The organism is Brevundimonas sp. ABV4_179, from assembly GCF_056311945.1.
Map to the genome: position 1 here is coordinate 3,415,521 of NZ_CM149976.1, position 24,706 is coordinate 3,440,226.

Genomic DNA, 24,706 nt, shown 5'->3' on the forward strand with positions numbered 1-24,706 from the left:
CATGAGCACTGTCCAGGGTCGGCTCCGCATCGCCGTCCAGAAATCCGGCCGTCTGGCCGACCGCAGCCTTGATCTGATCCGCGACGCGGGCCTGAAATGGGTCAAGGGTCACAACGACCTGCTGTACCGGGTCGAGAACTACCCCATCGACCTGTTGCGCGTGCGCGACGACGACATCCCCACCTTCGTGGCGGATGGGGTCTGCGACCTGGGCATCGTCGGCGAGAATGTGCTGGAAGAAGGCAAGAACGGCCCAAGCACGGGACAAGCGAACGCCTCCATCGTCATGCCGCTGGGTTTCGGCCGCTGCACGCTGAAGATCGCGACCCCGCCGGCGCTGGCCTATGAAGGCCCTGCCTCGCTGGACGGGCTGCGCATCGCCACATCCTATCCCAAGATCCTGCGCAAATATCTGGATGAACGCAGCGTCAAGGCTGACATCGTCGTCATGCGCGGCGCCGTCGAGGTCGCGCCCCGTCTGAAACTGGCCGCCGCCATCTGCGATCTGGTCTCGACCGGCGCGACGCTGGAGGCCAACGGCCTGGGCGCCAAGGATACGGTGTTGGAAAGCCAGGCGGTCCTGATCCAGTCCCCCGTCGCGCCCGAACCGGGCCTGAAGCCTCTGCTGGACAGCATCATCGAACGGATGGCCGGCGTGGTGTCCTCGCAGGGCGCCAAATACGTCATGCTGAACGCGCCGCGCGCATCGCTGGACCAGATCACCGCCATCCTGCCCGGCGCCGGTTCGCCGACCGTCATGCCCCTGATGGGCCGCGACGATGCGGTCGCCGTACACGCCGTCTGTCAGGAGGCCGTCTTCTGGGAGACGCTGGAGAAGCTGAAGGCCGCCGGCGCCTCGGCCATTCTGGTCCTGCCCATCGAGAAGATGATGTGATGACCGAAACCCCATTCAAACGCATCGACTGGTCGTCTCTGGACGCCGCCGGCAAGAAGGCGGCGCTGGCCCGCCCAGCCCAACGCACGGCTGGCGACGTGACCGAAGTCGTCCGCACCATCCTGAACGACGTGCGCGAGCGCGGCGGCGCCGCCGTGACTGACTGGTGCCTGAAGCTGGACAAGGCCCCGCCCCGTCGCATCGCCATCACGCCGGGCGCTGTCGCCGAGGCGCGCAACGCCCTGCCCCCCGCCGACGTCCGCGCCCTGCGGATGGCCGCCGACAACATCCGCGTCTTCCATCAGGCGACGCGGCCCGAAGACACCCCTTATGTCGAGACCACGCCCGGCGTGCGCTCGAAACTGGCGTGGCGGCCCATCGCCTCCGCGGGCCTCTATGTTCCCGGCGGCACAGCCCCCCTGTTTTCGTCGCTTCTGATGCTGGCTATCCCGGCCGGGGTCGCGGGCGTGGGCCAGCGCGTCGCCGTCACTCCGCCGAACAAGGACGGCGGCGTGCATCCCGCCATGATCCTGGCCGCCGCAGAGGCCGGTCTGGACGCCATCTGGCTGATGGGCGGGGCGCAGGCCATCGCCGCCCTGACCTTTGGCGTCGAGTTGGAGGACGGAGCCATCCCAGCCTGCGCCAAGCTGTTCGGACCCGGCAACGCCTATGTCGCCGAGGCCAAGAAACAGGCGTCCGCCCTGCCGGGCGGTCCCGCCGTCGACATGCCCGCGGGCCCGTCCGAACTGATGGTCATCGTCGATCGCGACGCAGCCCCCGAGATCGCCGCCGCCGACCTGCTGAGTCAGGCCGAGCACGACGCGGACGCCCAGGTTCTGCTGGTCTCCACCAGCCGCGCCACCATCGACTACATCCTGACAGAGGTCGAGGTGCAGGTCGCCACCTTGCCGCGCGAAGCCATCGCCCGCGCCTCATTGAACGAGGCCCGCGCGATTCTGGTGCGCGATCTGGACGCCGCCGCCGAGGTGGCCAACCTGTACGGCCCCGAACATCTGGCCATTCAGATCGACGATCCCGAACCGTTGGTCGATGCGATCAACGCGGCCGGCGCTGTCTTCGTGGGGCGGTTCGCCGCCGAGACCCTGGGCGACTACGCCGCCGGCCCCAGCCACGTCCTGCCGACCGATGGCGGGGCCAAGACCCTGGGCGGCGTGACCACCTCCAGCTTCATGACCACCATGTCGGTGCAGTTGGTCGATGCCTCGGGCGCTCGCCAACTGGCCCCCATAGCCGCCCGCCTGGCCCGGATGGAGGGTCTGGAGGCCCACGCCCGCGCCGCCGACCTGAGGAGCGAGGGATGAACGCCGCCGCCTCTGGACAAGGCCCCTTTCTCGCCCCACCTCCTGTGCGTCGTCCTTCGCTGACGAGACGAAGTGCACCAATTGCACCCGCTTTTATCGTGGGCGCATCGGGGCGAACTGCACACATTGCACCCTGTTTTTCGAGCGCGGATTTGAGACCGATTGCACGGATTACACGACCTTTTGTCCGGGGCGCGCTCCAATGACCCTGCCCGCCCCCTATCCTCCGTTGGTCTCCGGCGGCGAGGGTCTGGACCGCTATCCCGGCGACGCCTCGGCGCTGGCGACACGCATGGCCGCCCTCTACGCCGTGCCCGCCGAACAGGTGCTGCCGGTTCGCGGCCTGACGCACGGACTGGAGCTGGCGTATCGTCTGGCCGCCCGGGATGGAGGTGCGGTCGAGGCGCCCAAGGCCGAACCCTACGACAGCCTCGCCGCCATCTATCCGACAGGGGGCGAGCCGGCCGTCGTGGTCATCCGCGCCCTCGGCTCGCCCGAGGCGGTCGCCGAAATGGCCGCCCGCGTGGCCCCCGCCCTGCTGGTCGTGGACGAAGGCCTGATCGAGTTCTCCGACAGCGTATCGGCTATTACGGTCGTCGACGACCAGCCGAACCTGGTCGTCCTGCGCAGCCTGTCGCTGGCCTATGGTCTGGCCGGCGCGCGGGTCGGGGCCGCGATCGCCAAGCCTCGGACGCTGGTCCGGCTGGCGTCGGTGATGGAACCCTACGCCCTGCCCGAGCCGCTGGTGCGGTTGGCGCAGCAGGCGCTGGACCCATCGCGCATGATCGAAACGGCGGAAAGGCTCGTCGCCGTCCGACGCGAGCGCGAGCGCGTCGTCCGTGAACTGGGCCGCCAGACGCCCGTCGAACCCGGCGTCGGTCCCATCATCATGACCCGGCCCGAAGACCCAACGGCGGCGCTGGCCGGCCTGAAGGCTTACGGCGTCGAGGCCGATCTGTCAGGCGACCGTCTGCGCCTTCCGGTCTCGATCAAGCCCGAGGTCAACGACCGGCTGCTGGCGGCCTTCGGTCTGACGCCCGCCAAACGCCGCGCACCGCGTGTCGGCCAGGCCGTTCGCGACACCAAGGAGACCCGCATCGTCTGCGCCGTCGATCTGGATGCGCCCGGTCCGGTGAAGATCGCAACCGGCGTCGGCTTCTTCGACCACATGCTGGAGCAGATCGCGGCCCACGGCGGCTTTTCGCTGCGGCTGCAATGCGAAGGCGACCTGCACACCGACCCGCACCACACCATCGAGGACAGCGCCATCGCCCTGGGCCAGGCGCTGAAACAGGCGCTGGGCGAACGCAAGGGCATCGCCCGGTATGGCTTTGTTCTGCCGATGGACGAGGCCAATGCGACCGTCTCCATCGACCTCTCTGGACGCCCCTATCCGCTGTTCGAAGGCGCGTTCGAGACGCCCTTCATCGGCGACTACCGCACCGACCTGACCGCCCACGTCTTCCGCTCCCTGGCCGAGGCCATGGGCGCCGCCGTCCACATCAAGGTCACCGGCCAGGACGACCACCACAAGACCGAGGCCGTCTACAAGGCCTTCGGCCGCGCCCTGCGTCAGGCCATCCGTGTCGAAGGCGACGCGGTGCCGTCGACCAAGGGGGTGTTGTGACGGAAGTCGCCGTTATCGCCTATGGCGCGGGCAATATCGCTTCGGTCCAGTTCGCGCTGGAGCGGCTGGGGGCGACCGTCCGCCTGACCGCCGATCCGGTCGAGATCGCAGAGGCCGAGCGGGTCATCCTGCCCGGCGTCGGCGCGGCGGGTTACGCCATGTCGCGGCTGGCGGAGCTGAAGCTGATCGAACCTTTGCGCGCCTTTGAACGCCCCCTGATGGGCGTCTGTCTGGGTCAGCAACTGCTGTTTGGATCGAGCGACGAGGGCGACGGCGTCGAACTGCTGGGCGTCATCCCCGGCGTGGTGAAACGCCTGGAGCCCTCCGAGCCCCTGCCCGTGCCGCACATGGGCTGGAGCCGCCTGACGCGCGACCGGGACGATCCGCTGCTGGAAGGCGTCGCCGACGGGGCCTACGCCTATTTCGTCCATGGCTTCGTCTGTCCCGACGGGCCGGCGACCCTGGCGCGCGCCGACTATGGCGGGCCGGTCCCCGCCGTGGTGCGCTCTGACAATCGCTGGGGCTGCCAGTTCCACCCCGAACGCTCCGCCGAAGCCGGGGCGACGATCTTGCGCAACTTCCTGGAGATCGCCGCGTGAACCGCGCGGCCGCCAGGTCTCATTCATCCTTGGGCTCGACCCAAGGATCGGACCGTCCCCTGCCGATGCGACGAGGGGCACGTACGGACCGATCCACGCCCGATCCTCGGGCCAGGCCCCAGGATGACCAACGAAAGTCGAGCCCATGCTGATCTATCCCGCCATCGACCTGAAGGCCGGCGTCTGCGTGCGATTGATGCACGGCAAGTTCGACCAGGTGACCCAGTATGACGAACAGCCGGCCGCCCGCCTGACCGCTTTCGCGGCCGAGGGCGCGCAGTGGATCCACATCGTCGATCTGGACGGCGCCGAGGCGGGCGAGGCCGTGCAGCACGCCTTGATCGGCGATTTGACCCAGGCCATCGACGTCAAGGTCCAGTCGGGCGGGGGCGTGCGCAGCGCCAACGACGTGGCCAAGCTGTTGGATTCGGGCGTCTCGCGCGTCGTCGTCGGCTCCCTGGCCGTGACCCAGCCCAACGACGTCGCCGCCTGGCTGAAGGGGTTCGGGATCGAGCGCATCACCCTGGCCCTGGACGTCAAGATCGAGGACGGCGTGCCGGTGCCGGCGCTGAAGGGCTGGACCCAGTCGTCGGGCGTCACCCTTTGGGAGGCGCTGGACCGCTATCCGAAGGGGACCGCCAAACATCTGCTGGTGACGGATGTCGGCCGCGACGGCGCCCTGACCGGACCGAACCTGGAGCTGCTGGCGGAAATCCGCCGGCGGCGTCCCGACCTGGTGCTCCAGGCCTCGGGCGGCGTCTCGTCCCTGGATGATCTCATCGCCGTCAAGGCGCTGGGTTGCAACGGCGCCATCGTGGGCCGCGCCCTTTACGAGGGCTGCTTCACCCTGCCCGAAGCCATAGCGGCGGCGGCATGACCGCCCCGTTCGCAAGCATAAGGGCGGTCCAATGACCGCCCGGCGGATCATCCCCTGCCTGGACGTCAAGGACGGACGGGTGGTCAAGGGCGTGAAGTTCGTCGGCCATACCGACATGGGCGACGCCGCCGAGCTGGCCGCGCGCTATCGCGACGCTGGCGCGGACGAACTGGTCTTCTATGACATCACCGCCAGTCCCGAGGGGCGCACGCTCGACTATGGCTGGATCAAGGATATCGCCCGGCTGCTGGACATTCCCTTCTGCGTCGCGGGCGGCATCCGCAGCGTGGACCAGGCGGCCCGCTGTCTGGACCACGGGGCGGACAAGGTGTCGATCAACTCCCCCGCCCTGGAGCGGCCCGAACTGATCGCGGAGATGGCCGAACGCCTGGGATCGCAATGCGTCGTCGTCGGCGTCGACAGCCGTCTGGAAGACGGCGAATGGGTGGTCCACAAATACACCGGCGATCCCGATGCGCGCCGCCCCGCCGGCAAGCGCACCCTGGACTGGCTGGATCAGGCGCAAGGCTTTGGCGCGGGCGAGATCGTTCTGAACTGCATCGACCAGGACGGGGTGCGTCAGGGCTATGACATCGAACAGCTGTCCGCCGCCCGCGCGCGTCTGACCATTCCGCTGATCGCCTCGGGCGGAGCCGGCGCGCCGGTGCATTTCAGGGACGTGTTCGACCAGGCCGACGTCTCCGGCGCCCTGGCCGCCAGCGTCTTCCACACCGGCGCCATCGCCATACCGGACCTGAAACAATACCTGGCCGACGATGGCCTGGAGATGCGGATATGACCCTCGATCCATCCACCATCGACTTCGAAAAAGGCGGCGGGCTGGTTCCGGTCGTAGTGCAGGATGCGGCGACACTTCAGGTCCTGACCCTGGCCTATATGGACCGCGCCGCGCTGGATGAGACGATCACGTCGGGCGAGGCCACCTTCTTCTCTCGCTCGCGGGGCGCGCGGTGGAGAAAGGGCGAGACGTCCGGTGACCGGCTGCATGTCGTGGGCATCACGCCCGACTGCGACAACGACGCCCTGGTCCTGTCGGTCCGGCCGGTCGGCAACGCCTGTCACCTGAACCGGACCAGCTGTTTCGGCGACTTCGATGCGCCGGGCGTTGGCCGCATCGCCCGACTGGAACAGACCATCGCGCGCCGCGCCGCGGCAGATCCGTCCGAGAGCTGGACCGCCAAACTGATCGCCCAGGGCCCGAAACGCATCGCCCAGAAGGTCGGCGAGGAGGGCGTCGAGACCGCTCTGGCGGGGGTCGCCGGGCCGGACGAGGAACTCGCCAGCGAGGCTGCGGATTTAATCTATCACCTGCTCGTTCTTCTCCATGCCCGTAACATGGTGTTTCAGGACGTGCTGGATGTGTTGGCCTCACGCGCCGAAGCGGGCAAAGGCCAACCTGCACCTTAACGGCATCGGTCCCACAAAGCGGGATCGCTGAAGGGATAATCCATGGCGGCTCTCATTCTGTTCGGCGGCGGCGGCGATCTGGCGATGCGCATGCTGCTGCCGTCCCTGTATTTCCTGGAGCATGACGGCCTGCTGCCCGATGGGCTGAAGATCATCGGCGCCGCGCGTTCCGAAGAGAGCGCCGACGACTATGTCGCCAAGGTCCTGGACGCGGTGAAGGCCAAGGCCGAAGCCGACAAGGCGTGGGACGAGGACAGCTGGTCGCGCATGAAGGCCCGCCTGGATTATCTGGCGGTGGACGCCACCTCGCCCGAAAGCCTGAAGCCGCTGAAGGACAAGGTGGGCGACGGCGAGGTCACGTCGTTCCTGGCCGTGTCACCGTCGCTCTACGCCCGCATCGTCACGGCGATGAAGGCCGCCGGTCTGGCCGAGAAGAACTGCCGCATCGTTCTGGAGAAGCCGGTCGGGCGCGACCTGACGTCCTTCCTGGAAATCGACGACGCCGTGGCCCATGCCTTCAGCGAGAGCCAGGTGTTTCGCATCGACCACTATCTGGGCAAGGAGACGGTGCAGAACCTGATCGCCCTGCGGTTCGGCAACACGATCTTCGAGCCGTTGTGGAACAATCTGTCCATCGACCACGTCCAGATCACCATCGGCGAGACGGTGGGGGTCGGCGACCGCTGGCCCTATTACGACGAATACGGCGCCCTGCGGGACATGCTGCAGAACCATATGCTGCAACTGCTGTGCCTGGTGGCGATGGAGCCGCCCAGCGACCTGGACCCGGACTCGGTGCGCAACGAGAAGGTCAAGGTGCTGCGCTCCCTTCGTCCCATCACCCCCGACGAGGCCGAGCGGGTCACCGTGCGCGGCCAGTACGTGGCCGGGACCAGCGAGGGCAAGCCGGTCAAGGGCTATGACGAGGAGCGGGGCCAGGATTCGGACACCGAGACCTTCGTCGCCATCCGAGCCGACATCGACAACTGGCGCTGGGCCGGCGTGCCGTTCTTCATGCGCACCGGCAAACGCCTGCCGGAAAAGCGCACCGAGATCGTCATCCAGTTCAAGCCGGTGCCCCACTCGATCTTCGACCGCGACGCCAATTCCAACAAGAATGGCGGAGAGGTCACGGCAAACCGCATGATCATCGAGCTTCAGCCCGAGGAAGACATCTCCCTGACGGTCATGAACAAACGCCCCGGCCTTGATCGGCGGATGCAGCTTCAGCCGATCAAGATGAGCCTGTCGTGGGGCGTTGACGGCAAGGGCGACGCCCCGCCGCGCCGCCGCATCGCCTATGAACGTCTGTTGCTGGATGCGATGGCGGGCGATTCCACCCTGTTCGTGCGTCGCGACGAGGCGGAACAGGCCTGGAAATGGGTGGACGAGGTTTCCGAGGCCTGGGCCGAATCCGGCCTGAAGCCCGACGAATATGTCGCCGGGACCTGGGGTCCCGACAGCGCCGACATGCTGATGATGCGGACCGGCCGCGACTGGAACACGACCGATGCCTGAGACCCACCCCATCGAAACCTTCGCCGGCCCCGACGCCTGGGCCGAGGCCATCGCGGCCCGGCTCAGCGAGACCCTTTCGACAGCCCTGCGCGACAAGGGCGCGGCCCTGTTCGCCGGGCCGGGCGGTTCGACGCCCGCGCCCGTCTATCGCCGGCTGGCGGCGACCGATCTGGACTGGTCCAGGGTCGCCGTGACCCTGGTGGACGAGCGCTACGTTCCCGAAACCTCGCCGGAGTCCAACGCCCGTCTGATTCGCGACGTCCTGTTGCAGGACAAGGCGGCGGCGGCGCGCTTCATCCCTCTCTATACGCCCGAGGTCACGGTGGACCGGGCGGCCCTGGTCGCCGCCAAGGCTCTGGCGGACGCCGGCGGGCGGTTCGATGCGGTCCTGCTCGGCATGGGAGAGGACGGCCACATCTGCTCCATGTTCCCTGAAAGCCCGACGCTGAAGACCCTGCTGACGCCGACGCTGAAACCCACGGTCCTGGGCGTGCCCCACGGCCGCGACGGCATGGCGCCGACCATCGAGCGGCTGTCGATCAACCTGCCTTATCTGATATCGGCCAGCCGCGTGATCCTGGGTCTGAAGGGCGCCGCCAAGCGTCGCGTCTTCGAAGAACAGGCCATGGGCGATCCCAGAATCCAGCCCATCGCCGCCCTGATCGCGGCCGGCGTTCCCCTTGAAGTTTTGTGGACGGAGGAAGGCTGATGGCGCTTCATCCTACGGTCGCCGCGGTCACCGCCCGCATCGTCGAAAAAAGCCGCGAGACCCGCGCCGACTATATCCGTCGCATGGACGCCGCCCGCGACAGCGGGACCGGGCGCGCCAAACTGTCCTGCGCCAACTGGGCGCACGCCTTCGCGGGCCAGACCATCGCCGACAAGCTGACGGCGATGGACGGGTCCAAGCCGAACCTGGGCGTCGTCACGGCCTATAACGACATGCTGTCGGCCCATCAGCCGTTCGAGCGTTTCCCCGACGTCGTGCGCGCGGCGGTGCGCGAGGTCGGCGCCACGGCCCAGGTCGCCGGCGGCACGCCCGCCATGTGCGACGGCGTGACCCAAGGCCGCCCAGGCATGGAGCTGTCGCTGTTCAGCCGCGACGTCATCGCCATGTCGGCGGGCGTGGCCCTGACCCATGACGCCTTCGACGCGGGCCTGATGCTGGGCGTCTGCGACAAGATCGTGCCCGGCCTGTTCATGGGCGCCCTGGCCTTCGGTCACCTGCCCGTCGTCTTCGCCCCGGCCGGCCCCATGCCGTCGGGCATTCCGAATGCGGAAAAAGCCCGCGTCCGCGCCGAATATGCGCAGAACAAGGTTGATCGTCAGACCCTGCTGGAAAGCGAGATCGGCAGCTATCACTCGCCCGGCACCTGCACCTTCTACGGCACCGCCAACTCCAACCAGATGATGATGGAGCTGGGCGGGCTGCACATGCCTTCCACCGCCTTTGTCCATCCCGACACCGGTCTGCGCGACGCCCTGACGGCGGCGGCGGCGAAGCGGGCCGTCGAACTGGCGCGCAGCGGCCAATGCCGCATGGCCGACGTCGTCGACGAGAAGTCCATCGTCAACATGATCGTGGCCCTTCTGGCCACCGGGGGCTCCACCAACCACGCCATCCACCTGGTCGCCATGGCGCGGGCGGCGGGGGTGTTGATCGACTGGACCGACATGGACGAACTGTCGTCGGTCACGCCGCTGCTCGCGCGCGTCTATCCCAACGGCTCGGCCGATGTGAACGCCTTCCAGGCCGCCGGCGGCGTGGCCTTCATCGCGCGCGAACTGGCCCAGGCCGGCAACATCCACACCGATGTCACCACCATCATGGGCCAAGGGATCGAGGCCTATTTCCAGGAGCCTTCCATGGTGGACGGCGAACTGGTGTGGCGCGACGGGGTCAGCGAGAGCCTGGATCGCGACATCCTGCGCCCCGCCTCCGACCCCTTCGACCATGAGGGGGGCCTGCGCCTGGTCCAGGGCGACCTGGGCCGCGCGGTCATCAAGATTTCGGCCGTGAAGCCCGAGAACCGTATCGTCGAGGCGCCCGCCGCCGTCTTCGAAACCCAGGAAGACGCGCTGCAGGCCTTCAAGGACGGCAAGCTGTTCCGCGACGTGGTCGTGGTCCTGCGCTTCCAGGGCCCCAAGGCCAACGGCATGCCCGAACTGCACAGCCTGTCGCCCGCACTGTCGGTCATTCAGGACAAGGGCTTCAAGGTCGCCTTCGTCACCGACGGCCGCATGTCGGGCGCCAGCGGCAAGACGCCCGCCGCCATTCACGTCAGCCCCGAAGCCCTGGCCGGCGGCCCCTTGGCCCATGTTCAGGACGGGGACGTCATCCGCCTCGACCCCGAGGCCGGGGTGTTGACCACCGTCGGCGTCAGCGATCTGACCGCCCGGCCTGCCGCCAGCCGCACGCCCGCCATCGCCCAGGGTTCGTCCTGGGGCTATGGCCGCGAACTGTTCGGCGCCTTCCGCCACGTCGTCACGACCGCCGAGCAGGGCGCCACCGTCTGTTTCGCGGTGCCCAGCGCCAGCAACGGCCACGACGACACGCCGCCCAATCCCAACTTCGTCGACCGGACCGTGGACGCCTGATCCACCGAACCGAGCGCAGGAAACGCCTAGAATGAATGACAAGACCCTCCTCGTCGGCGACGTCGGCGGCACCAACGCCCGCTTCGCCGTGGCCCGTATGGTGGACGGCACGCCTGTGCTGGACCACCACGAAAGCTTCCCGGCGGAAACCTACCCCACCTTCCTTGAAGGCGTCGCCGCCTTCATCGAGGGCTGCGATGTCAAGCCGACCGGCGGCGTCATCGCCGTCGCGGGCGCCGTGACCAATGGCGAGATCGACCTGACCAACTCGCCCTGGCGTGTGTCGGAAGCCGAGTTGCAGTCCCTGGACCTGAAACCGGTCAAGCTGATCAACGACTTCGAGGCCCTGGCTTGGGGCGCGCCGATCGTTCCGGCGGACCAGTTGGAAAGCCTGGGCGGGCCGGTCGACGGCGATCCGCATTCGACCGTGGCCGTGCTGGGCCCCGGCACTGGTTTCGGGGTCTCGGCCCTGGTTCGTGACGCCCACGGCAAGGAGATGGCCATGCCGTCAGAGGGCGGCCATGCCTGCTTCCCCCCCGGCGATCCGGTCGAGGACGAAATCCTGCGCATCCTGCGCCGCCGCTATGATCGGGTGTCGATCGAACGTCTGATCTGCGGCCCCGGTCTTTTGAACATGCACCGCGCCCTGGCCGAGATCGACGGCCGCGAAACCCATGTCGACGATCCCGCCGAGATCACCAAGACGGCGCTGGAAGACCCCAACAGCCCGTGCGGCGCGACTCTGGCCCGCTTCTGCGCCATCCTGGGCGCCGTGGCCGGCGACATCGCCCTGACCACGGGCGCGCGTGGCGGCGTCTATATCGCCGGCGGCATCGTTCCGCGCATCCTGCCCTTCATCAAGGCCAGCCCCTTCCGCCAGCGGTTCGAGCGCAAGGGCCGGTTCAAGGACTATATGTCAGAGATTCCGACCAAGGTGATCATGCACAAACACGCCGCCCTGCTGGGGGCCGCCCGCGTCGCCTTCGCCGAGGCCGAAGGCTAAGGCGATCACGCAAATCTCACGGCGGCGTGAACCGATCCGCCGCCGTGACGTTTCCTCGTCTCCACAAAGGAGAGGAAACTGAAATGAAAAAGTTCGCCATCGCCGCCGCCTCGGTCTTCATGCTGGCCGGCGTCGCCGCCTGCGGCGAGAGCGCCGCCGACAAGGCCGCTGAAAAGCAAGCTGACGCCATCGAAGCGACGGGCGACGCCCGCGCAGCCCAACTGGAAGCCCAGGCTGCGACCGCTCCGACCGAAGCCCAGAAGGACGCCCTGAACGCTCAGGCAGATCAGGTCGAGAAGAACGCCGACCGCAAGGCCGACCGCGTCGAGAACAAGGCGGCAACGCCGACGGCGGCATGACCACGTCGAACACGCCGTCGACCCACTAAGTCCGTTTACGGATGGATCGGCCCCCGTCGTTTGCGACGGGGGCTTTTTCCTGTCCGGCGATCAGTCGATGCAGAGGGTCGGGCCGACCTTGCCGTCCACGACCGGGGCGTGGCAGCCGAAGCGGTCGCTGGTCGCCTGGCACACGCCGGCGGTCGCCGTTCCCGCCGCGACGCCCGTATTGCCCTCGACGCGGCAATCGCCCTGACACTGGGCGCCGTCGGTGCAGCGTTTGCCGGCGTCGGCGTAGCTGATCACGCATTGCCAGGACTGCATCCGCCCGACCTGCTTCATCGCGCCGCCGCGCGTGGCGCAGGCCGAGGCCTCCGCGCTCTGCGTCGGCGCATCGGAACCCGCGCTGGTGGTGGTCTGGGGCGTGCAAGCGGTCGCCAGCAGGGCGGCGGCGATTATCGAAATACGGATCATGCGATCTGTCCCTTGGTGAAGCCCGACCACACGTCATCGTAGTCCAGCTGCATCTGAGGTGATTCCGACGCCCATTTCGTGACGCGGATCGGCGCGCGGGTTTCGAACATGAAGGCCAAGGTGTTTTCGATCTTGTGCGGCTTCAGCTCGGCCTTGATCGCGCCCTCGTAGCTGGCCTGATCCGGGCCGTGTCCGCTCATGCGATTGTGCAGCGACGCACCGCCCGGCGCGAAGCCGCCCGCCTTGGCGTCATAGGCGCCGGTCACCAGCCCCATGAACTCGCTCATCACGTTCCGGTGGAACCAGGGCGGGCGGAAGGTGTGTTCGGCCACCATCCATCGCGGCGGGAAGATGACGAAGTCGATATTGGCCGTGCCCGGCGTCTCCGACGGGCTGGTCAGCACGGTGAAGATCGACGGATCGGGATGGTCGTAGCTGACGGTGTTGATGGTGTTGAACCGCGCCGTGTCATAGCGGCAGGGCGCCAGGTTGCCGTGCCACGCCACGACGTCCAGCGGGCTGTGGTCGAAGGTCGTGGCCCACAGACGGCCGCCGTATTTCTGCACGCACTCGGTCGGGCGATCCACGTCCTCATAGGCCGCGACCGGGGTCTCGAAATCGCGCGGATTGGCCAGGCCGTTCGCGCCGATGGGGCCGAGGTCCGGCAGGCGGAACGGACTGCCGTAGTTTTCGCAGACATAGCCCCGAACGGGACCGTCGACCTCGACGCGGAAACGCACGCCCCGCGGGATCAGGACGATCTGGCCGGGCTGGGCCTCGATCACCCCCATCTCGGTGACGAAACGATGCGCGCCTTCCTGCGGCACGATCAGCAGTTCGCCGTCGGCGTCATAGAAAACCCGATCCGTCATCGAACGGTTGGCGACATACAGGTGGATGCCCGCCCCCGCCCCGGCGTCCGGCTCGCCGTTGCCGCCATAGGTGGTCAGCCCCTCGACCCAGTCGGCGCCGGTTTCAGGCATCGGCAGCGGGTCCCAGCGCATCCGGTTCGGATTGGGCGGCGTCTCGTCGAACGGCCCGGAGCGCACCCGCCCCTGGTCGAACGGTCGATACGGGCCGTGCTGGGCCGAAGGCCGCAGGCGGTAGAGCCAGCTTCGGCGGTTTTCAGCGCGCGGAGCGGTGAAGGCCGTGCCCGACAGTTGTTCGGCGTACAGGCCCATCGGCGTCTGCTGTGGCGAATTCTGGCCGTGCGGCAGTGCGCCGGGCGCGGCCTCGGTCGCGAAATGATTGCCGAAGCCGGTCATGTAGGCGGGCGCGTTGGATCGCGTCATATCGTGTCTCCCTAGGCCCCCGCTTTAGACCCCGCGCACGCCAGCGTCACCCTGTGCCCGTTGTGATCAATCCTATGCGGGGCCGGTCCACCTCAACCGCCTACGGCTCCCGAAGATGACGGGATTGGGGACGACCGGCGCGAGCCGGTTGATCCCGCCCCCGCCAACCCCCATCTTCATCTGTGACGGAGCGTCTTGCCGATTGCGGGAGACGTCTTCGCCGGTCGCTTTCTTCAAGGACCCCAGATGACGACGACGCGCACCATCCTGTTCGACAGCCCGTTCCTCTTGGGCTTCGACCATACACGCGCCCTGATTGATCGCGCCGCCAAGGCTGCGGCCGAGAGTTATCCCCCGTACAATGTCGAGCAGATCGGCGATGCGGGCGTGCGGATCAGCCTGGCCGTCGCCGGCTTTTCGCCCGAGGAGCTGGCCATCACCCTGGAAGGCCGTCAACTGACCCTCGCCGGCAAGCGCGACGACGCGGGGCGGGGCGAACAGGCTTTTCTGCACCGGGGCATCGCCGCGCGCGGCTTCGTGCGCAGCTTTGTCCTGGCCGACGGGCTGGAGGTGTCCGGCGCCAAGCTGGAGCACGGCCTGCTCCACGTCGATCTGATCCGGCCCGAGGCCGAGCGTCAGGTGCGTCGTATTCCCATCACGGCCGGCTGAAAGGTGCGGCTGTTCGAACCGCCCGGCGATCCGGGCGTTGTCAAACCGAAGGAGGCGGTCCTAATGACGCCGATGACTATGACCAAGGAAGATTTCGCCGGCCTGGGCGCCCCCGACCTCGTCTATGTGCGCGAGATCAAGGCCTCCGACCTGCTGGACGAAGCGGTTCAGATCAAGGACGTGGAGATCGATCCCGGCCAGATGCTCTACGCCGTCCACAGCGCGGACGGCGAACGTCTGGCGGTCATGATCGACCGCGACACCGCCTTCGCCGCCGCCGTGGCGCATGAGCTGGAGCCCGTTTCGGTCCACTGACCGGGGCGGGCGGCGCCCTCAGGCGGCGGTCGCCGCCTTGTCCTTGAAGAACAGCGCCCGAACCGCGTCGGTCGTATGGGCCTGACGCAGCTGCTCGCGCAGCTCGGGCGAACGCAGGGCGCGCGACACCGCCGCCAGGGCGCGCAGATGCTCGGTCCCCGCCTTGGGCGGCGCGAACAGGCCGAAGATCAGATCGACCGGCCGATCGTCCACGGCGCCGAACGCCACCGGCGTATCCAACCGCACGAACACCGCCGTCACCTTGTCGATCTGGGCCAGGCGCGCGTGCGGCACCGCCACCCCCGACCCCAGGCCGGTCGAACCCAGGGCCTCGCGCTCCATCAGGGCGTCGAACACCTTGGCCTCGTCGACGCCCAGGGCGTGTGACGCCGCCTCGGACAGGGCGTGCAGGGCCTGACGCTTCGACGACGCCCCCCCGCGCAGCACGACGCCCTTGGGCGCGAGCAGATCACCGATGTCCATCAGACAACCCTCGATTACGCATACGAACGGCGCGGGCGCCCGTTTAGAGCCTCCCGCGCCGAAGTCAAACTAAGCCGTTCAGTTCACGGCGGCGTCGGTCTTGGCCTCGTTGGCCTGACCGCCGTTGGCGTGCGCGCCATTGGTCTTGCCGTTGGCCGCAGCGGTCCGTTCCGGGTCGATCCAGCCGACGTTGCCGTCCGGCCGACGATAGACGACCGCCAGGCCGCCGTGCGCGGCATTGCGGAACAGCACGACCGGATAGCCGGTCATGTCCAGCTCCAGCACCGCGCGACCGACCGTGATGGTGCGGATTTCATGTTCGGTTTCCGCGATCACCATGCCGAGCGGCGGCGGGCCGTCGTTGTCGTTCGCGTCGCCGAAGACATCGTCCTCCACGCTGTCGGGATCCCTCAGCACGATGCTGCGGGCGACTTCGCGGGCGGCGTTCTCGGTCTTCTCGGGCGACAGGCCCTTGGGCCCGATGTGGTGATCCTTCAGGCGACGCTTGTAACGACGGACCCGCGTTTCGAGACGATCCAGCGCCTCGGTGAAGGCCGAATGGGCGTCGCCGCCGAATCCGGTCGTCACCAGCGTCTGTCCAGACGCCAGGCGGACCCAACAGTCCACCTTGAAGCCATGGCCGTCCTTGGACACCACGACCTCGGCGTCGTCACCGCCTCGGGCGAAGTATTTTCCGACCCCGTCTTCGAGTTCCTGGGAGATGCGCGAGCCTAACGCTTCGCCGACATCCACTTGCTTGCCGCTGACTTGGACTTGCATGCCGATAGAACGCGCCCGACCCGATTTGGTGTCAATCCGGATCACCAATTTGTGGTGAAGCTTATCAGGCGGTCTTGAGCATCCGCCGACGTTGCACCGAGGACGGAATCCTCAAGGCTTCCCGATACTTGGCCACCGTTCGACGGGCGATGTCGATGCCGGTCTCCTTCAGGATTTCGACAATCCGGTCGTCGGACAAAACGTCGCCCTCCAGACCCTCGCCGTCGATCATGGTCTTGATCCGATGGCGCACCGCTTCGGCCGAATGGGACGACGCCCCGTCAACCGACTGGATGGCGGCGGTGAAGAAGAATTTCAGCTCGAACACCCCCCTTGGCGTGGCGACATATTTGTTGGAGGTGACGCGGCTGACGGTCGATTCGTGCATGCCGATGGCGTCCGCCACGGTCTTCAGATTCAGCGGCCGCAGGAACTCCACGCCGAAGGCGAAGAAGGCGTCCTGTTGGCGCACGATCTCGGACGACACCTTCAATATGGTCTTGGCCCGCTGATCCAGCGACTTGACCAGCCAGTTGGCCTGGGCCGCGCAGTCGGCGACGAAGGTCTTTTCCGTGTCGGAGCGCGCGCCCGCCTGGACCAGGCCGTGATAGCGCTTGTCCACCAGCAGACGCGGCAGGGTGTCGGCGTTCAGCTCCACCCGCCAGCCGCCAGCCGGATCGGGCCGCACATGGACGTCGGGCACGACCGTCTGGGCCGGTTCGCCGCCGAAGCCCGCGCCAGGCCGTGGCGTCAAGGCCTTCAGCTCGGCGATCATCTCGGCCAGGTCTTCCGCGTCCACGTCGCAGGCCCGACGCAGCGCCGTCAGGTCGCGCCGCGCCAACAGGTCCAGATTGTCCAGCAGGGCCGCCATCGCCGGGTCGAACCGATTGCGTTCGATCAGTTGCAGCTTCAGGCACTCCGGCACCGACCGCGCCATGATCCCGGTCGGCTCGAACCCCTGGCAGACCGCCAGCACCGCCTCGATCCGCGCCAGCGGCACGCCCAGCCGGTCGGCGAACTCGGCCAGTTCGCCGCGCAGATAGCCCCCCTCGTCGGTAGCGTCGATCAGGGTCAGGGCGATGCCGTGGTCCGCCGCCGTGAACCCCGCCGACGACGCCTGGGCCTGAAGATGCTCCCACAACGTCGGCTCGTGCGTGTCGGGCCGTTCGCCCTCGCCCTCGAAGACCGAGCCGCCCTTGCCGGCGCTGGACCAGTCCGACAGGCCCGGCTGGGCCTCGTCGGTCATCCGGTCGCTGGTGCGCTCGCCCGGGGCGGCGTCGCCATAGACATCATCCGATCCGGCGTCCATCGCCGCCACCGATCCCTCGCCCACCCCGTCGCCGAAGGTCATTTCGCCGTCGCCGGCCTCGGCGCGTTCGGCGACCTCGGGCGTCTCGCCTTCCGGCTCCTCGCGTTGCAGCAGTGGATTGCGCTCCAGCTCCTGCTCGACGAAATCGTCCAGTTCCAGGTTGGACAGTTGCAGCAGCTTGATCGCCTGCTGCAGCTGGGGCGTGATGACCAGCCCCTGCCCCTGCCTGACCTCTAACCTCTGCCCGATCACGTCCGCATCCCGCCGCCAGAGCCGAACTGGCCCGGAACTTGCTGGGGCAGAATGTCGCCTAACCGGTTAACGCGAGACGAACGACATATCCTCGCCAGGCGATGGGTAGGAGACTTGGGCCTTCAGACGTAGTTTTCGCCCAGATAAACCCGGCGCACCTCGGCGTCGTGGATCGCCTCGTCGGACGTGCCTTCGAACAGCACCGCGCCGTTCGAGATGATCGACACCCGGTCGGTGATGTCCAGGGTCTCGCGCACATTGTGGTCGGTGATCAGCACCCCGATGCCCTGGCTGGCCAGATAGCGGATCACCGTGCGGATGTCGGCGATGGCCAGGGGGTCGATGCCGGCGAAGGGTTCGTCCAGCAGCATGAAGGACGGCCGCCCGGCCAGGGCGCGCGCGATCTCCACCCGCCGCCGCTCGCCGCCCGACAGGGCCGTCGCCGCCGCATGGCGCAGATGGTCGATGTGCAGTTCGTGCAGCAGTCGCTCGGTCTCGGCCTTGATCTGATCGGCGGGGTAGTTCAGTTCGACCACCGCGCGCACGTTCTTCTCGACCGTCATGCCGCGAAAGATCGAGGCTTCCTGCGCCAGATAGCCCAGGCCCATCCGCGCCCGCTGATACATGGGCTGGCCGGTGATGTCCTCGCCGTCCAGCCAGATCGAACCCGCGTCCGGCGGGATCAGGCCGGTGATCATGTAGAAGCAGGTGGTCTTGCCTGCGCCGTTCGGCCCAAGCAGCCCCGCGACCTCGCCCCGCTGCACCGTCAGGGACACGTCGCGCACCACCTGCCGCGCGCCGAACGCGCGGGCGATATTGACCACCCGCAGGCCCTTTTCGGCCGGCGAGACGACAGGCGGCGCCACAGCCGCCGGCCGGTCGTCCAGGTTAAGGGCGGAAAGTTCCTTGCGCGCCAAATCACTGATCCCCAGGCCGACGGGCCTCAGTTCCCGCTGGGATAGAAGACGCCCTGCACGCGGCTGCCGGCGGCGCCGCGCGGCGCGCCGTCCATGCGGGCGGTCTCGGAGTTGATGTTGTACACCAGCCGCGATCCGGTCAGCACGTTCTGGCCCTGGGTCAGGATGACGTTGCCGGTCACCACGATCTCGCCATTGCCCAGATTATAGACCGCGCGGTCGCCGCGCATCGACTGGTCCGGGGTGACGAAATAGACGGTCCCCGCCGCCTCGGCCCGCTCCAGGCTTCCGCCGTCGCTGCTGACCAGGGTCAGGGTGTCGGCGCGGAAGCGGTTGCCGCCCTGGGTCGCCTCGGCCCGGCCGCGCAGGATCACTCGGTTGGGCGCGTATTCGACCGAATCGGCACCATAGGCCACGGGCTGGTTCGACGCTTGGGCGCGGCCTGCAGCCTGGCTCTGAGCGTCCCCCACCGCAGGCAGGGCGACGACCGCGACCGCCGCAACGGCCGCCAAGGCCCTGGAAATCTTCATCGTCATCATCGGCCTGCACCCGCGGGCGTCAGAACGCCCTTCACCTTGTTGTCGCCTGCGCCATCGAACACCACGCGCTGACCCTGGTCATAGATGGCATAGGACGATGCGTTGATGGTTCCAATAGGGCCTGAACCCTGAACGCCCTTTGAACCCGTCACCACGCCGGTGTCTGTGTTCACCACCGCCTCGGGCGTGGTCAGGATGAAGCCCGTGCCGCCGTCGGAGATCCGCACGTTCGGCCCGATCGTCACCGTCTTGCCCTGCTCGTCATAGGTTCCGCCGTCGGCCGTCAGCTCCGTCACCTTGCGCCCGCCCAGATTCAGCTTCAGCGCCGGGCCGATCAGGCGGAACTTGCCGGTATTGGGGTCGCGCACCGCCCCTTGGGCGCCCACGGTGAAGGCGCGGCCTTGCGAATCCTGGCCGTGGAACAGCGGGCTGTCCAGCCGCACCTCCTGGCTCTGACTGGCCTTGCGCTCCACCCCCGACATGACGGTGCGGAACACCGTCCAGGTCAGGACGCCGCCCGCCAGCACCAGGATGACGATGGGCAGCACCCGGCGATACAGCTTCACCCGGCGCGACCGCGCGCGCCAGCGGGCGCCGGCCAAGGCGACCCGGGCCTCGTCGGCCTCGATGCGGGACGGATCGACGGGGTCGGTCAAGCGCGCCTCAGCTGTGGGCGAAGATGTCGACTTCGTCCCAGCCGGCGAGGTCGAGGGCCGAACGGGTCGGCAGGAAGTCGAAACATTTCGCGGCCAGATCGGTGCGCCCCTCGCGCGCCAGCATCTGGTCCAGCTTGGCCTTGGCCGCATGCAGATAAAGGACGTCCGACGCCGCATAGTCCAGCTGAGCCTGCGTCAGGGTCTCTGCGCCCCAGTCGGACGACTGCTGCGCCTTGGACAGGTCCACGCCCACCGTCTCGCGCACCACGTCCTTCAGCCCGTGCCGGTCCGTATAGGTTCGCGCCAGCTTGGAGGCGATCTTGGTGCAATAGACCGGCCGAGTCTCGACGCCGAGATGCAGCAGGAACATGCCGATGTCGAACCGGCCGAAGTGGAAGATCTTGGTCACCGCCGGATCGGTCAGCACCCGCTTCAGGTTCGGACAGTCGTAGGCGGGCCGGTTCAGCCGCACGACATGGGCGTTCCCGTCGCCCGACGACAGTTGCACCACGCACAGCGGATCGCGGCGAAAACGCAGGCCCATCGTCTCGGAATCGATGGCGACCTCGGACCCCAGGTCCAGATCATCGGGCAGGTCGCCCTCGTGCAGGTAAACGGTCATGCCCAGGCTCTTACACGGCGAATGCGATGGACGAAACGGGCTACAGCAATGCCGAGCGCCACGCTTCGCCTTCACAGAACGGCCTCAAGCAGCAGAGCGCCGCGCGCGGAGCGATAGGCCGCTAAAATGCCGCCACGCGAGCGTCGATAGGCCGGAAACAACAACGGCGCCGCATCGTGCGATGCGGCGCCGTCTGAAAGATGGTGCCCAGAAGAGGACTCGAACCTCCACGGCCGTTAAGCCACTGGCACCTGAAGCCAGCGCGTCTACCAATTCCGCCATCTGGGCCCCGTCGGCAGCGCCTTGCGGCGTTTCCATCGGGAAGGCGCGGACCTCTAAGGGAGGCTCCGGGCGGGGTCAACAAGGATTTTTCGCCTTTGCGAGATTTCTTCCGCGAACGGCGTTTGAAGCGTGGCCGCACAGACCTCTCCGTCACCGTTTAACGCCCGCTAAGCCTGTTTCCTAACCGCGTCTTGAGGTCGGCCATCTAACAGGAAACCATGACGGAGCCGTCCCCGCCCCTGCCGACGACCGAGCGCCGCGCCCGGCCACGCGCGCCCTTTCGCACCCGCCGTCGCGCCAGCGAGCGGGTGCGGCTGATGGGCCAGTGGGTCGATCTGGTTCGGCCCGAGGAGGTCCAGCACCACATCCAGCAGGCCGTGGCCGAGGGCCGCAAGAGCCTGATCGCCAACCATAATCTGCACAGCCTGCATCTGATGCAGCGCACGCCGGGCCTGGCCGCCTTCTATGACCGGGCCGACATGGTGGAGGTCGATTCCACCCCCCTGATCGCATTTTCGCGGCTGGCGGGCCTGAACAGCCGGGGCTTTCACCGCTGCACCTATCTGGACTGGCGCGACCATTTCTGGAGCGTGGCCGCCCGCAACGGCTGGCGCGTCCTGTCGGTCGGGGGCGCGCCCGGCGTGGGCGAGACGGCGGCCGACCGCCTGCGCGCCGCCTGGCCCGGCGCCGAGATCGCCGTCCACCACGGCTTCTTCGACGCCCGCCCCGGCTCGGCTGAGAACGCCGCCGTCCTGACCCTGATCGAACAATTCCAGCCCCACGTCCTGTTCGTGGGCATGGGAATGCCGCGCCAGGAGTTGTGGATCGCCGACAACTACGACCGCCTGCCCGATTGCGTCGTCCTGTCGGTCGGCGCCGCCTTCGACTATGAGGCGGGCGTCCAGAGCGCGGCGCCGCGCTGGATGGGCCGGGCCGGGATCGAATGGGCCTATCGCCTGTTCCGGGACCCTCGGCGTCTGTTCGTCCGCTACTGCGTCGAGCCGTGGAGCCTGATTCCCCTGGCGCTGGCCGACCTGCGCGCTGGGCGGCTTCGTCGCTAGGCGGCCATATTCCTACTGGTCAGATAGATATTTATCGCCATGATCCCTCCCTCCGGCCGTGTGCTATCGACACGGCGTCGAAACCAGGACGGAGCGCGCATGCCACAGCGACACGGACCGCAGATCGCCATCGTGGGCGCGGGGTTCAGCGGCCTGTTGACCGCCGTGAACCTGCTTCAGGCCTCGCCCGCCGTGCGCGTGACGCTGATCGAGCGGCGCGGGGTATTCGGACCCGGCACGGCCTATGACACCGGCAATCCCCAGCATCTGCTGAACGTGCGCCTGGACAATATGAGCGCCTTTCCCGACCGGCCGCAGCATCTGGCCGACTGGCTGGCGGAACAGCCGTCCTGGCGCGCCCAGGACGGCTTCATCACCCGGGGCGTCTATGGCGACTATCTGCAATCCCTGCTGGACGCGGCGCTGGAGGATGCGCCCGAGCGCCTGACCCTGATCGGCGCCGAGGCCCGCTCGCTGGATCGCCGGGACGACGGCTGGCGCATCGCAACCTCGGACGGCGAGATCGTCGTGGACCAGGTGGTGCTGGCGCTGGGCAATCTGGAGCCGGCCTCGCCGCCGGGCGTCGACGCGGCCGTGCGCGCCTCGTCCGCCTATGTTGAGAACCCCTGGCGGCTGGATGCGGCCTCGGCCGAGACGGCGCGCAATGTGCTTCTGATCGGGTCGGGCCTGACCATGGTGGATGCGGCCCTGACGATGCGGCGACCGGGTCGGCGCTTCACCGCCCTGTCGCGTCACGGCCTTTTGCCCCGCGCCCATGCCGTCGTGCCCCCCGCCCCCTTCGACGGCCCGTTCGAGGGCGGGCCGGCCCAGGTCCTGCGTCAGGTCCGAAAGGCGACGGATCAGGCCGACTGGCGCGCCGTGTTCGACCGGCTGCGCCATTCGGCCCGCGCCCTGTGGCGGGCATGGTCGCCGGTCGAGCGGCGGCGGTTCCTGCGCCATCTTCGCCCCCTGTGGGACGTGCATCGCCACCGGCTGTCGCCCGGATCGGCGCGCGACATCCATTCCATGCTGGCGGCCGGCGAGTTGACGGTTCTGGCCGGCAAGCTGACCGAACTGAGGGCCGCCGACGTCATCGACGTCGCCTGGCGCCCGCGCGGTCGCCGTCGCGCCATCCGCGACCGGTTCGATCTGGTGGTCAACTGCACCGGCCCATTGGGCTCCATCGGCCACAGCATCGAGCCGATGATCCGCGACATTCTGCAAAAGGGCTATGGCCGTCCCGACCCCCTGGGCCTGGGGCTTCAGGTCGATGACGACGGCCGCCTGCTGGACATCGACGGCCATCCGGCCCAAGGCCTGCACGCCATCGGCCCCCTGACGCGCGGCGCCTTCTGGGAAATGACCGCCGTCCCCGACCTGCGCGGCCAGGCCCGCGACCTGGCGACGCGGATACTGGCGCAACCGGACTAGCGGTCATGCATCTGGACCTTCACAATCCACGCAGATAGTTTTAACAGCTTCGCCGTGCATTCGAGGAGAGAGACGACCCTGCCGCGCCCCGTCCTCGCCGTTGCTGTCGGCCTGGCCCTGGCGTTCGGCCTGACCGCCTTTACCGACCCCGCGCTGGAAGACTATCGCCTCGCGCCGGCCGACAGGGTGCGGATCGAGGTGTTCGGAGAGCCGGCGCTGGGCGGCGACTTCGCCCTGGACGGCCGGGGCCGCATCACCCTGCCGCTGATCGGCGACATCCAGGCGTCCGGCCTCAGCGCGCCCCAGCTTCAGGCCGCCGTCGCCGACGCCCTCGGCCAGGGCTATCTGAACCATCCGCGCGTCGCCGCCCGGGTCCTGACCTATCGGCCCTTCTACATCCTGGGCGAGGTCAATCGGCCGGGCGAATATCCCTACGCCAGCAACCTGACGGCGCTGCAGGCGGTCGCCACGGCCCAGGGCTTCACCTACCGCGCCAACAGCCGCAGACTGTTCGTCCGCCGCGCCGGCGCCGCGATGGAACAGCCCCTGTCGCCCGACGCCCGCATCCTGCCCGGCGACACGATCCGCATCGCAGAGCGGTATTTCTGAGGGGACGCACGCCCGTCATCCTGGGCCTCGCGGCTAGGATGACGAACCTGTCGGGCGTATCCGTCAGATCGGCATCGCCATGATTTCCTTGTAGGCGGAAATCACCTGGTCGCGCACGGAGATCACCGTCTCCAGCGACGCCTCGGCCGAGCTCAGCGCCGTCACCACGTCGATCAGATTGCCCTGGCCCTGGACCGAGCGGGTCATCTGGGTTTCCGCCGCCCGCGACTGCTGGGTCATGTCGGTCATGGCGGTCTTGACCAGGTCGGCAAAGCCGCCGTCGCCGGCCCCCGGCGCCGATGCGGCCCCCGACAGGCCCGTCGGCATGGCGCCGCTCTGGACGGCGGCATAGGCCTTGGCGGCCATCATCGGGTTCATGGCCTAGACCTCAGCGTTTGATGATGTCGAGGGTGCGGCTGTCCATCGACCGCGCCGTCTCGATGACGTTCAGATTGGCCTCATAGGCGCGTTGCGCCTCGCGCATGTCCATGGCCTCGACCAGGGTGTCGACATTGGGCCGCATCACATAGCCCTGCGCGTTCGCGGCCGGGTGCGACGGGTCGTAATCCATCTTGAAATCGCTCTGGTCGGGCCGCACCTCGGCCAGGGTGACGCCCGTCGCCCCGTCGACCTCGCGCGCCTGAAAGACGGGGATCTGGCGGCGATAGGGTTCGCCGCCCGGCGTGCGGGCGGTGGACTGGGCGTTGGCGATGTTCTCGGCGATGACGCGCATCCGCGACTGCTGCGCCTTCAGGGCGGAGGCGGCCACGGCCATGGCGCTGTTGGAGGGGGAGACGGGATCGGTCATGG

General features: G+C 68.1%; 28 protein-coding genes and 1 tRNA gene. 17 read left to right on the forward strand and 12 right to left on the reverse strand.

All coding sequences use genetic code 11. From position 1 onward, the window contains the following. Window position 1: 1 nt before the first annotated feature. The 12 genes from hisG to ACYX4P_RS16805 all read left to right on the forward strand — a co-directional run bounded on the left by hisG (window position 2) and on the right by ACYX4P_RS16805 (window position 12,226). Entirely contained in the window at window positions 2-895 is an 894-nt protein-coding gene (gene hisG / locus ACYX4P_RS16750; protein WP_248118330.1) for an ATP phosphoribosyltransferase, read from the forward strand. Continuing rightward, window positions 895-2,217, forward strand: a complete 1,323-nt coding sequence (gene hisD, locus ACYX4P_RS16755) for a histidinol dehydrogenase (RefSeq protein WP_248118332.1) — start codon at window positions 895-897, stop codon at window positions 2,215-2,217. Before hisG ends, hisD begins: the two co-directional genes overlap by 1 nt. A gap of 202 nt (window positions 2,218-2,419) precedes the next feature. After that, a complete protein-coding gene (gene hisB, locus ACYX4P_RS16760; RefSeq protein WP_248118334.1) occupies window positions 2,420-3,844 on the forward strand; it encodes an imidazoleglycerol-phosphate dehydratase HisB in 1,425 nt (474 codons plus the stop codon). Continuing rightward, window positions 3,841-4,443: an imidazole glycerol phosphate synthase subunit HisH gene (hisH, locus tag ACYX4P_RS16765; protein WP_248118336.1), complete on the forward strand. Its 603-nt coding sequence runs from the start codon at window positions 3,841-3,843 to the stop codon at window positions 4,441-4,443. The genes hisB and hisH overlap by 4 nt, the downstream gene beginning before the upstream one ends. Before the next feature lie 145 nt (window positions 4,444-4,588). After that, the gene (gene hisA / locus ACYX4P_RS16770) at window positions 4,589-5,320 is read left to right on the forward strand and encodes a 1-(5-phosphoribosyl)-5-[(5-phosphoribosylamino)methylideneamino]imidazole-4-carboxamide isomerase (RefSeq protein WP_248118338.1); all 732 of its coding nucleotides are present in this window, start codon (window positions 4,589-4,591) and stop codon (window positions 5,318-5,320) included. 31 nt (window positions 5,321-5,351) lie between these two features. Then, the gene (gene hisF, locus ACYX4P_RS16775; RefSeq protein ID WP_248118340.1) at window positions 5,352-6,119 is read left to right on the forward strand and encodes an imidazole glycerol phosphate synthase subunit HisF; all 768 of its coding nucleotides are present in this window, start codon (window positions 5,352-5,354) and stop codon (window positions 6,117-6,119) included. Next, the gene (hisIE, locus tag ACYX4P_RS16780) at window positions 6,116-6,748 is read left to right on the forward strand and encodes a bifunctional phosphoribosyl-AMP cyclohydrolase/phosphoribosyl-ATP diphosphatase HisIE (RefSeq protein ID WP_248118342.1); all 633 of its coding nucleotides are present in this window, start codon (window positions 6,116-6,118) and stop codon (window positions 6,746-6,748) included. Before hisF ends, hisIE begins: the two co-directional genes overlap by 4 nt. A 42-nt stretch (window positions 6,749-6,790) precedes the next feature. After that, complete coding sequence (gene zwf / locus ACYX4P_RS16785; protein ID WP_248118344.1) at window positions 6,791-8,266, forward strand: glucose-6-phosphate dehydrogenase; 1,476 nt, start codon at window positions 6,791-6,793, stop codon at window positions 8,264-8,266. Then, on the forward strand, window positions 8,259-8,975 hold the full coding sequence (gene pgl, locus ACYX4P_RS16790; protein WP_248118347.1) for a 6-phosphogluconolactonase: 717 nt from the start codon (window positions 8,259-8,261) through the stop codon (window positions 8,973-8,975). Before zwf ends, pgl begins: the two co-directional genes overlap by 8 nt. Next, window positions 8,975-10,864 (forward strand): phosphogluconate dehydratase, encoded by a 1,890-nt coding sequence (gene edd / locus ACYX4P_RS16795; protein WP_248118349.1) that lies wholly within the window; start codon window positions 8,975-8,977, stop codon window positions 10,862-10,864. Before pgl ends, edd begins: the two co-directional genes overlap by 1 nt. A 31-nt stretch (window positions 10,865-10,895) precedes the next feature. Further along, entirely contained in the window at window positions 10,896-11,867 is a 972-nt protein-coding gene (gene glk, locus ACYX4P_RS16800) for a glucokinase (protein ID WP_248118351.1), read from the forward strand. A gap of 83 nt (window positions 11,868-11,950) precedes the next feature. Next, entirely contained in the window at window positions 11,951-12,226 is a 276-nt protein-coding gene (locus ACYX4P_RS16805) for a hypothetical protein (RefSeq protein WP_248118353.1), read from the forward strand. Between the two features lie 90 nt (window positions 12,227-12,316). Here the strand turns inward: ACYX4P_RS16805 and ACYX4P_RS16810 are convergent, their stop codons facing one another. Continuing rightward, window positions 12,317-12,679, reverse strand: a complete 363-nt coding sequence (locus ACYX4P_RS16810) for a hypothetical protein (protein WP_248118355.1) — start codon at window positions 12,677-12,679, stop codon at window positions 12,317-12,319. Beyond that, window positions 12,676-13,971, reverse strand: a complete 1,296-nt coding sequence (gene hmgA / locus ACYX4P_RS16815; protein WP_248118357.1) for a homogentisate 1,2-dioxygenase — start codon at window positions 13,969-13,971, stop codon at window positions 12,676-12,678. The genes ACYX4P_RS16810 and hmgA overlap by 4 nt, the downstream gene beginning before the upstream one ends. 246 nt (window positions 13,972-14,217) lie before the next feature. Between hmgA and ACYX4P_RS16820 the strand changes: the two genes are divergently transcribed. Together ACYX4P_RS16820 and ACYX4P_RS16825 are read left to right on the forward strand one after the other, a co-directional pair. Next, window positions 14,218-14,640: an Hsp20 family protein gene (locus tag ACYX4P_RS16820; protein ID WP_248118359.1), complete on the forward strand. Its 423-nt coding sequence runs from the start codon at window positions 14,218-14,220 to the stop codon at window positions 14,638-14,640. A 63-nt stretch (window positions 14,641-14,703) separates the two neighbouring features. Next, window positions 14,704-14,955: a DUF1150 family protein gene (locus ACYX4P_RS16825; protein ID WP_248118361.1), complete on the forward strand. Its 252-nt coding sequence runs from the start codon at window positions 14,704-14,706 to the stop codon at window positions 14,953-14,955. Window positions 14,956-14,973: 18 nt separating this feature from the next. Here ACYX4P_RS16825 and ACYX4P_RS16830 read toward each other — a convergent pair whose 3' ends face one another. The 8 genes from ACYX4P_RS16830 to ACYX4P_RS16865 form a co-directional block, all read right to left on the reverse strand. Beyond that, window positions 14,974-15,438, reverse strand: a complete 465-nt coding sequence (locus ACYX4P_RS16830; protein ID WP_248118364.1) for a PTS sugar transporter subunit IIA — start codon at window positions 15,436-15,438, stop codon at window positions 14,974-14,976. A 78-nt stretch (window positions 15,439-15,516) separates the two neighbouring features. Continuing rightward, a complete protein-coding gene (gene hpf / locus ACYX4P_RS16835) occupies window positions 15,517-16,218 on the reverse strand; it encodes a ribosome hibernation-promoting factor, HPF/YfiA family (protein WP_248118366.1) in 702 nt (233 codons plus the stop codon). Between the two features lie 64 nt (window positions 16,219-16,282). Beyond that, window positions 16,283-17,779 carry an RNA polymerase factor sigma-54 gene (gene rpoN, locus ACYX4P_RS16840; protein ID WP_248118368.1) on the reverse strand — a complete coding sequence of 499 codons (1,497 nt, stop codon included), beginning with the start codon at window positions 17,777-17,779 and terminating at the stop codon, window positions 16,283-16,285. A gap of 122 nt (window positions 17,780-17,901) precedes the next feature. Further along, on the reverse strand, window positions 17,902-18,696 hold the full coding sequence (lptB, locus tag ACYX4P_RS16845; RefSeq protein WP_248118370.1) for an LPS export ABC transporter ATP-binding protein: 795 nt from the start codon (window positions 18,694-18,696) through the stop codon (window positions 17,902-17,904). Between the two features lie 26 nt (window positions 18,697-18,722). After that, a complete protein-coding gene (locus ACYX4P_RS16850) occupies window positions 18,723-19,226 on the reverse strand; it encodes an LptA/OstA family protein (RefSeq protein ID WP_248118372.1) in 504 nt (167 codons plus the stop codon). 5 nt (window positions 19,227-19,231) lie between these two features. Next, a complete protein-coding gene (lptC, locus tag ACYX4P_RS16855) occupies window positions 19,232-19,891 on the reverse strand; it encodes an LPS export ABC transporter periplasmic protein LptC (RefSeq protein ID WP_248118374.1) in 660 nt (219 codons plus the stop codon). Window positions 19,892-19,898: 7 nt separating this feature from the next. Further along, entirely contained in the window at window positions 19,899-20,513 is a 615-nt protein-coding gene (locus ACYX4P_RS16860) for a ribonuclease D (RefSeq protein ID WP_248118376.1), read from the reverse strand. A 201-nt stretch (window positions 20,514-20,714) separates the two neighbouring features. Beyond that, window positions 20,715-20,801 (reverse strand) — tRNA-Leu (locus ACYX4P_RS16865). A 212-nt stretch (window positions 20,802-21,013) separates the two neighbouring features. Between ACYX4P_RS16865 and ACYX4P_RS16870 the strand changes: the two genes are divergently transcribed. The 3 genes from ACYX4P_RS16870 (at window position 21,014) to ACYX4P_RS16880 (ending at window position 23,896) form a co-directional block, all read left to right on the forward strand. Further along, window positions 21,014-21,856, forward strand: coding sequence for a WecB/TagA/CpsF family glycosyltransferase (locus ACYX4P_RS16870; protein ID WP_248118378.1), 843 nt, complete (start codon window positions 21,014-21,016; stop codon window positions 21,854-21,856). A 99-nt stretch (window positions 21,857-21,955) separates the two neighbouring features. Beyond that, on the forward strand, window positions 21,956-23,287 hold the full coding sequence (locus ACYX4P_RS16875; RefSeq protein WP_248118380.1) for an FAD/NAD(P)-binding protein: 1,332 nt from the start codon (window positions 21,956-21,958) through the stop codon (window positions 23,285-23,287). 54 nt (window positions 23,288-23,341) lie between these two features. After that, window positions 23,342-23,896: a polysaccharide biosynthesis/export family protein gene (locus ACYX4P_RS16880; RefSeq protein WP_248118382.1), complete on the forward strand. Its 555-nt coding sequence runs from the start codon at window positions 23,342-23,344 to the stop codon at window positions 23,894-23,896. Between the two features lie 63 nt (window positions 23,897-23,959). Here the strand turns inward: ACYX4P_RS16880 and fliE are convergent, their stop codons facing one another. Both fliE and flgC read right to left on the reverse strand, forming a co-directional pair. Beyond that, window positions 23,960-24,274: a flagellar hook-basal body complex protein FliE gene (gene fliE / locus ACYX4P_RS16885; protein WP_248118384.1), complete on the reverse strand. Its 315-nt coding sequence runs from the start codon at window positions 24,272-24,274 to the stop codon at window positions 23,960-23,962. A gap of 10 nt (window positions 24,275-24,284) precedes the next feature. Then, window positions 24,285-24,704: a flagellar basal body rod protein FlgC gene (gene flgC, locus ACYX4P_RS16890; protein ID WP_248118387.1), complete on the reverse strand. Its 420-nt coding sequence runs from the start codon at window positions 24,702-24,704 to the stop codon at window positions 24,285-24,287. Between the last annotated feature and the right edge of the window lie 2 nt (window positions 24,705-24,706).

Excerpts from the sequence above, each read along its gene's own strand:
- ACYX4P_RS16860 (WP_248118376.1), bottom strand. The coding sequence starts at position 20,513 with ATGACCGTTTACCTGCACGAGGGCGACCTGCCCGATGATCTGGACCTG.
- ACYX4P_RS16820 (WP_248118359.1), top strand. The coding sequence starts at position 14,218 with ATGACGACGACGCGCACCATCCTGTTCGACAGCCCGTTCCTCTTGGGC.
- ACYX4P_RS16830 (WP_248118364.1), bottom strand. The coding sequence starts at position 15,438 with ATGGACATCGGTGATCTGCTCGCGCCCAAGGGCGTCGTGCTGCGCGGG.
- ACYX4P_RS16805 (WP_248118353.1), top strand. The coding sequence starts at position 11,951 with ATGAAAAAGTTCGCCATCGCCGCCGCCTCGGTCTTCATGCTGGCCGGC.
- pgl (WP_248118347.1), top strand. The coding sequence starts at position 8,259 with ATGCCTGAGACCCACCCCATCGAAACCTTCGCCGGCCCCGACGCCTGG.
- hisD (WP_248118332.1), top strand. The coding sequence starts at position 895 with ATGACCGAAACCCCATTCAAACGCATCGACTGGTCGTCTCTGGACGCC.
- hisG (WP_248118330.1), top strand. The coding sequence starts at position 2 with ATGAGCACTGTCCAGGGTCGGCTCCGCATCGCCGTCCAGAAATCCGGC.
- ACYX4P_RS16870 (WP_248118378.1), top strand. The coding sequence starts at position 21,014 with ATGACGGAGCCGTCCCCGCCCCTGCCGACGACCGAGCGCCGCGCCCGG.
- flgC (WP_248118387.1), bottom strand. The coding sequence starts at position 24,704 with ATGACCGATCCCGTCTCCCCCTCCAACAGCGCCATGGCCGTGGCCGCC.
- hisIE (WP_248118342.1), top strand. The coding sequence starts at position 6,116 with ATGACCCTCGATCCATCCACCATCGACTTCGAAAAAGGCGGCGGGCTG.
- hmgA (WP_248118357.1), bottom strand. The coding sequence starts at position 13,971 with ATGACGCGATCCAACGCGCCCGCCTACATGACCGGCTTCGGCAATCAT.
- hisA (WP_248118338.1), top strand. The coding sequence starts at position 4,589 with ATGCTGATCTATCCCGCCATCGACCTGAAGGCCGGCGTCTGCGTGCGA.
- ACYX4P_RS16850 (WP_248118372.1), bottom strand. The coding sequence starts at position 19,226 with ATGAAGATTTCCAGGGCCTTGGCGGCCGTTGCGGCGGTCGCGGTCGTC.
- hpf (WP_248118366.1), bottom strand. The coding sequence starts at position 16,218 with ATGCAAGTCCAAGTCAGCGGCAAGCAAGTGGATGTCGGCGAAGCGTTA.
- ACYX4P_RS16875 (WP_248118380.1), top strand. The coding sequence starts at position 21,956 with ATGCCACAGCGACACGGACCGCAGATCGCCATCGTGGGCGCGGGGTTC.
- glk (WP_248118351.1), top strand. The coding sequence starts at position 10,896 with ATGAATGACAAGACCCTCCTCGTCGGCGACGTCGGCGGCACCAACGCC.
- fliE (WP_248118384.1), bottom strand. The coding sequence starts at position 24,274 with ATGAACCCGATGATGGCCGCCAAGGCCTATGCCGCCGTCCAGAGCGGC.
- zwf (WP_248118344.1), top strand. The coding sequence starts at position 6,791 with ATGGCGGCTCTCATTCTGTTCGGCGGCGGCGGCGATCTGGCGATGCGC.
- ACYX4P_RS16810 (WP_248118355.1), bottom strand. The coding sequence starts at position 12,679 with ATGATCCGTATTTCGATAATCGCCGCCGCCCTGCTGGCGACCGCTTGC.
- hisF (WP_248118340.1), top strand. The coding sequence starts at position 5,352 with ATGACCGCCCGGCGGATCATCCCCTGCCTGGACGTCAAGGACGGACGG.
- edd (WP_248118349.1), top strand. The coding sequence starts at position 8,975 with ATGGCGCTTCATCCTACGGTCGCCGCGGTCACCGCCCGCATCGTCGAA.
- ACYX4P_RS16825 (WP_248118361.1), top strand. The coding sequence starts at position 14,704 with ATGACGCCGATGACTATGACCAAGGAAGATTTCGCCGGCCTGGGCGCC.
- hisB (WP_248118334.1), top strand. The coding sequence starts at position 2,420 with ATGACCCTGCCCGCCCCCTATCCTCCGTTGGTCTCCGGCGGCGAGGGT.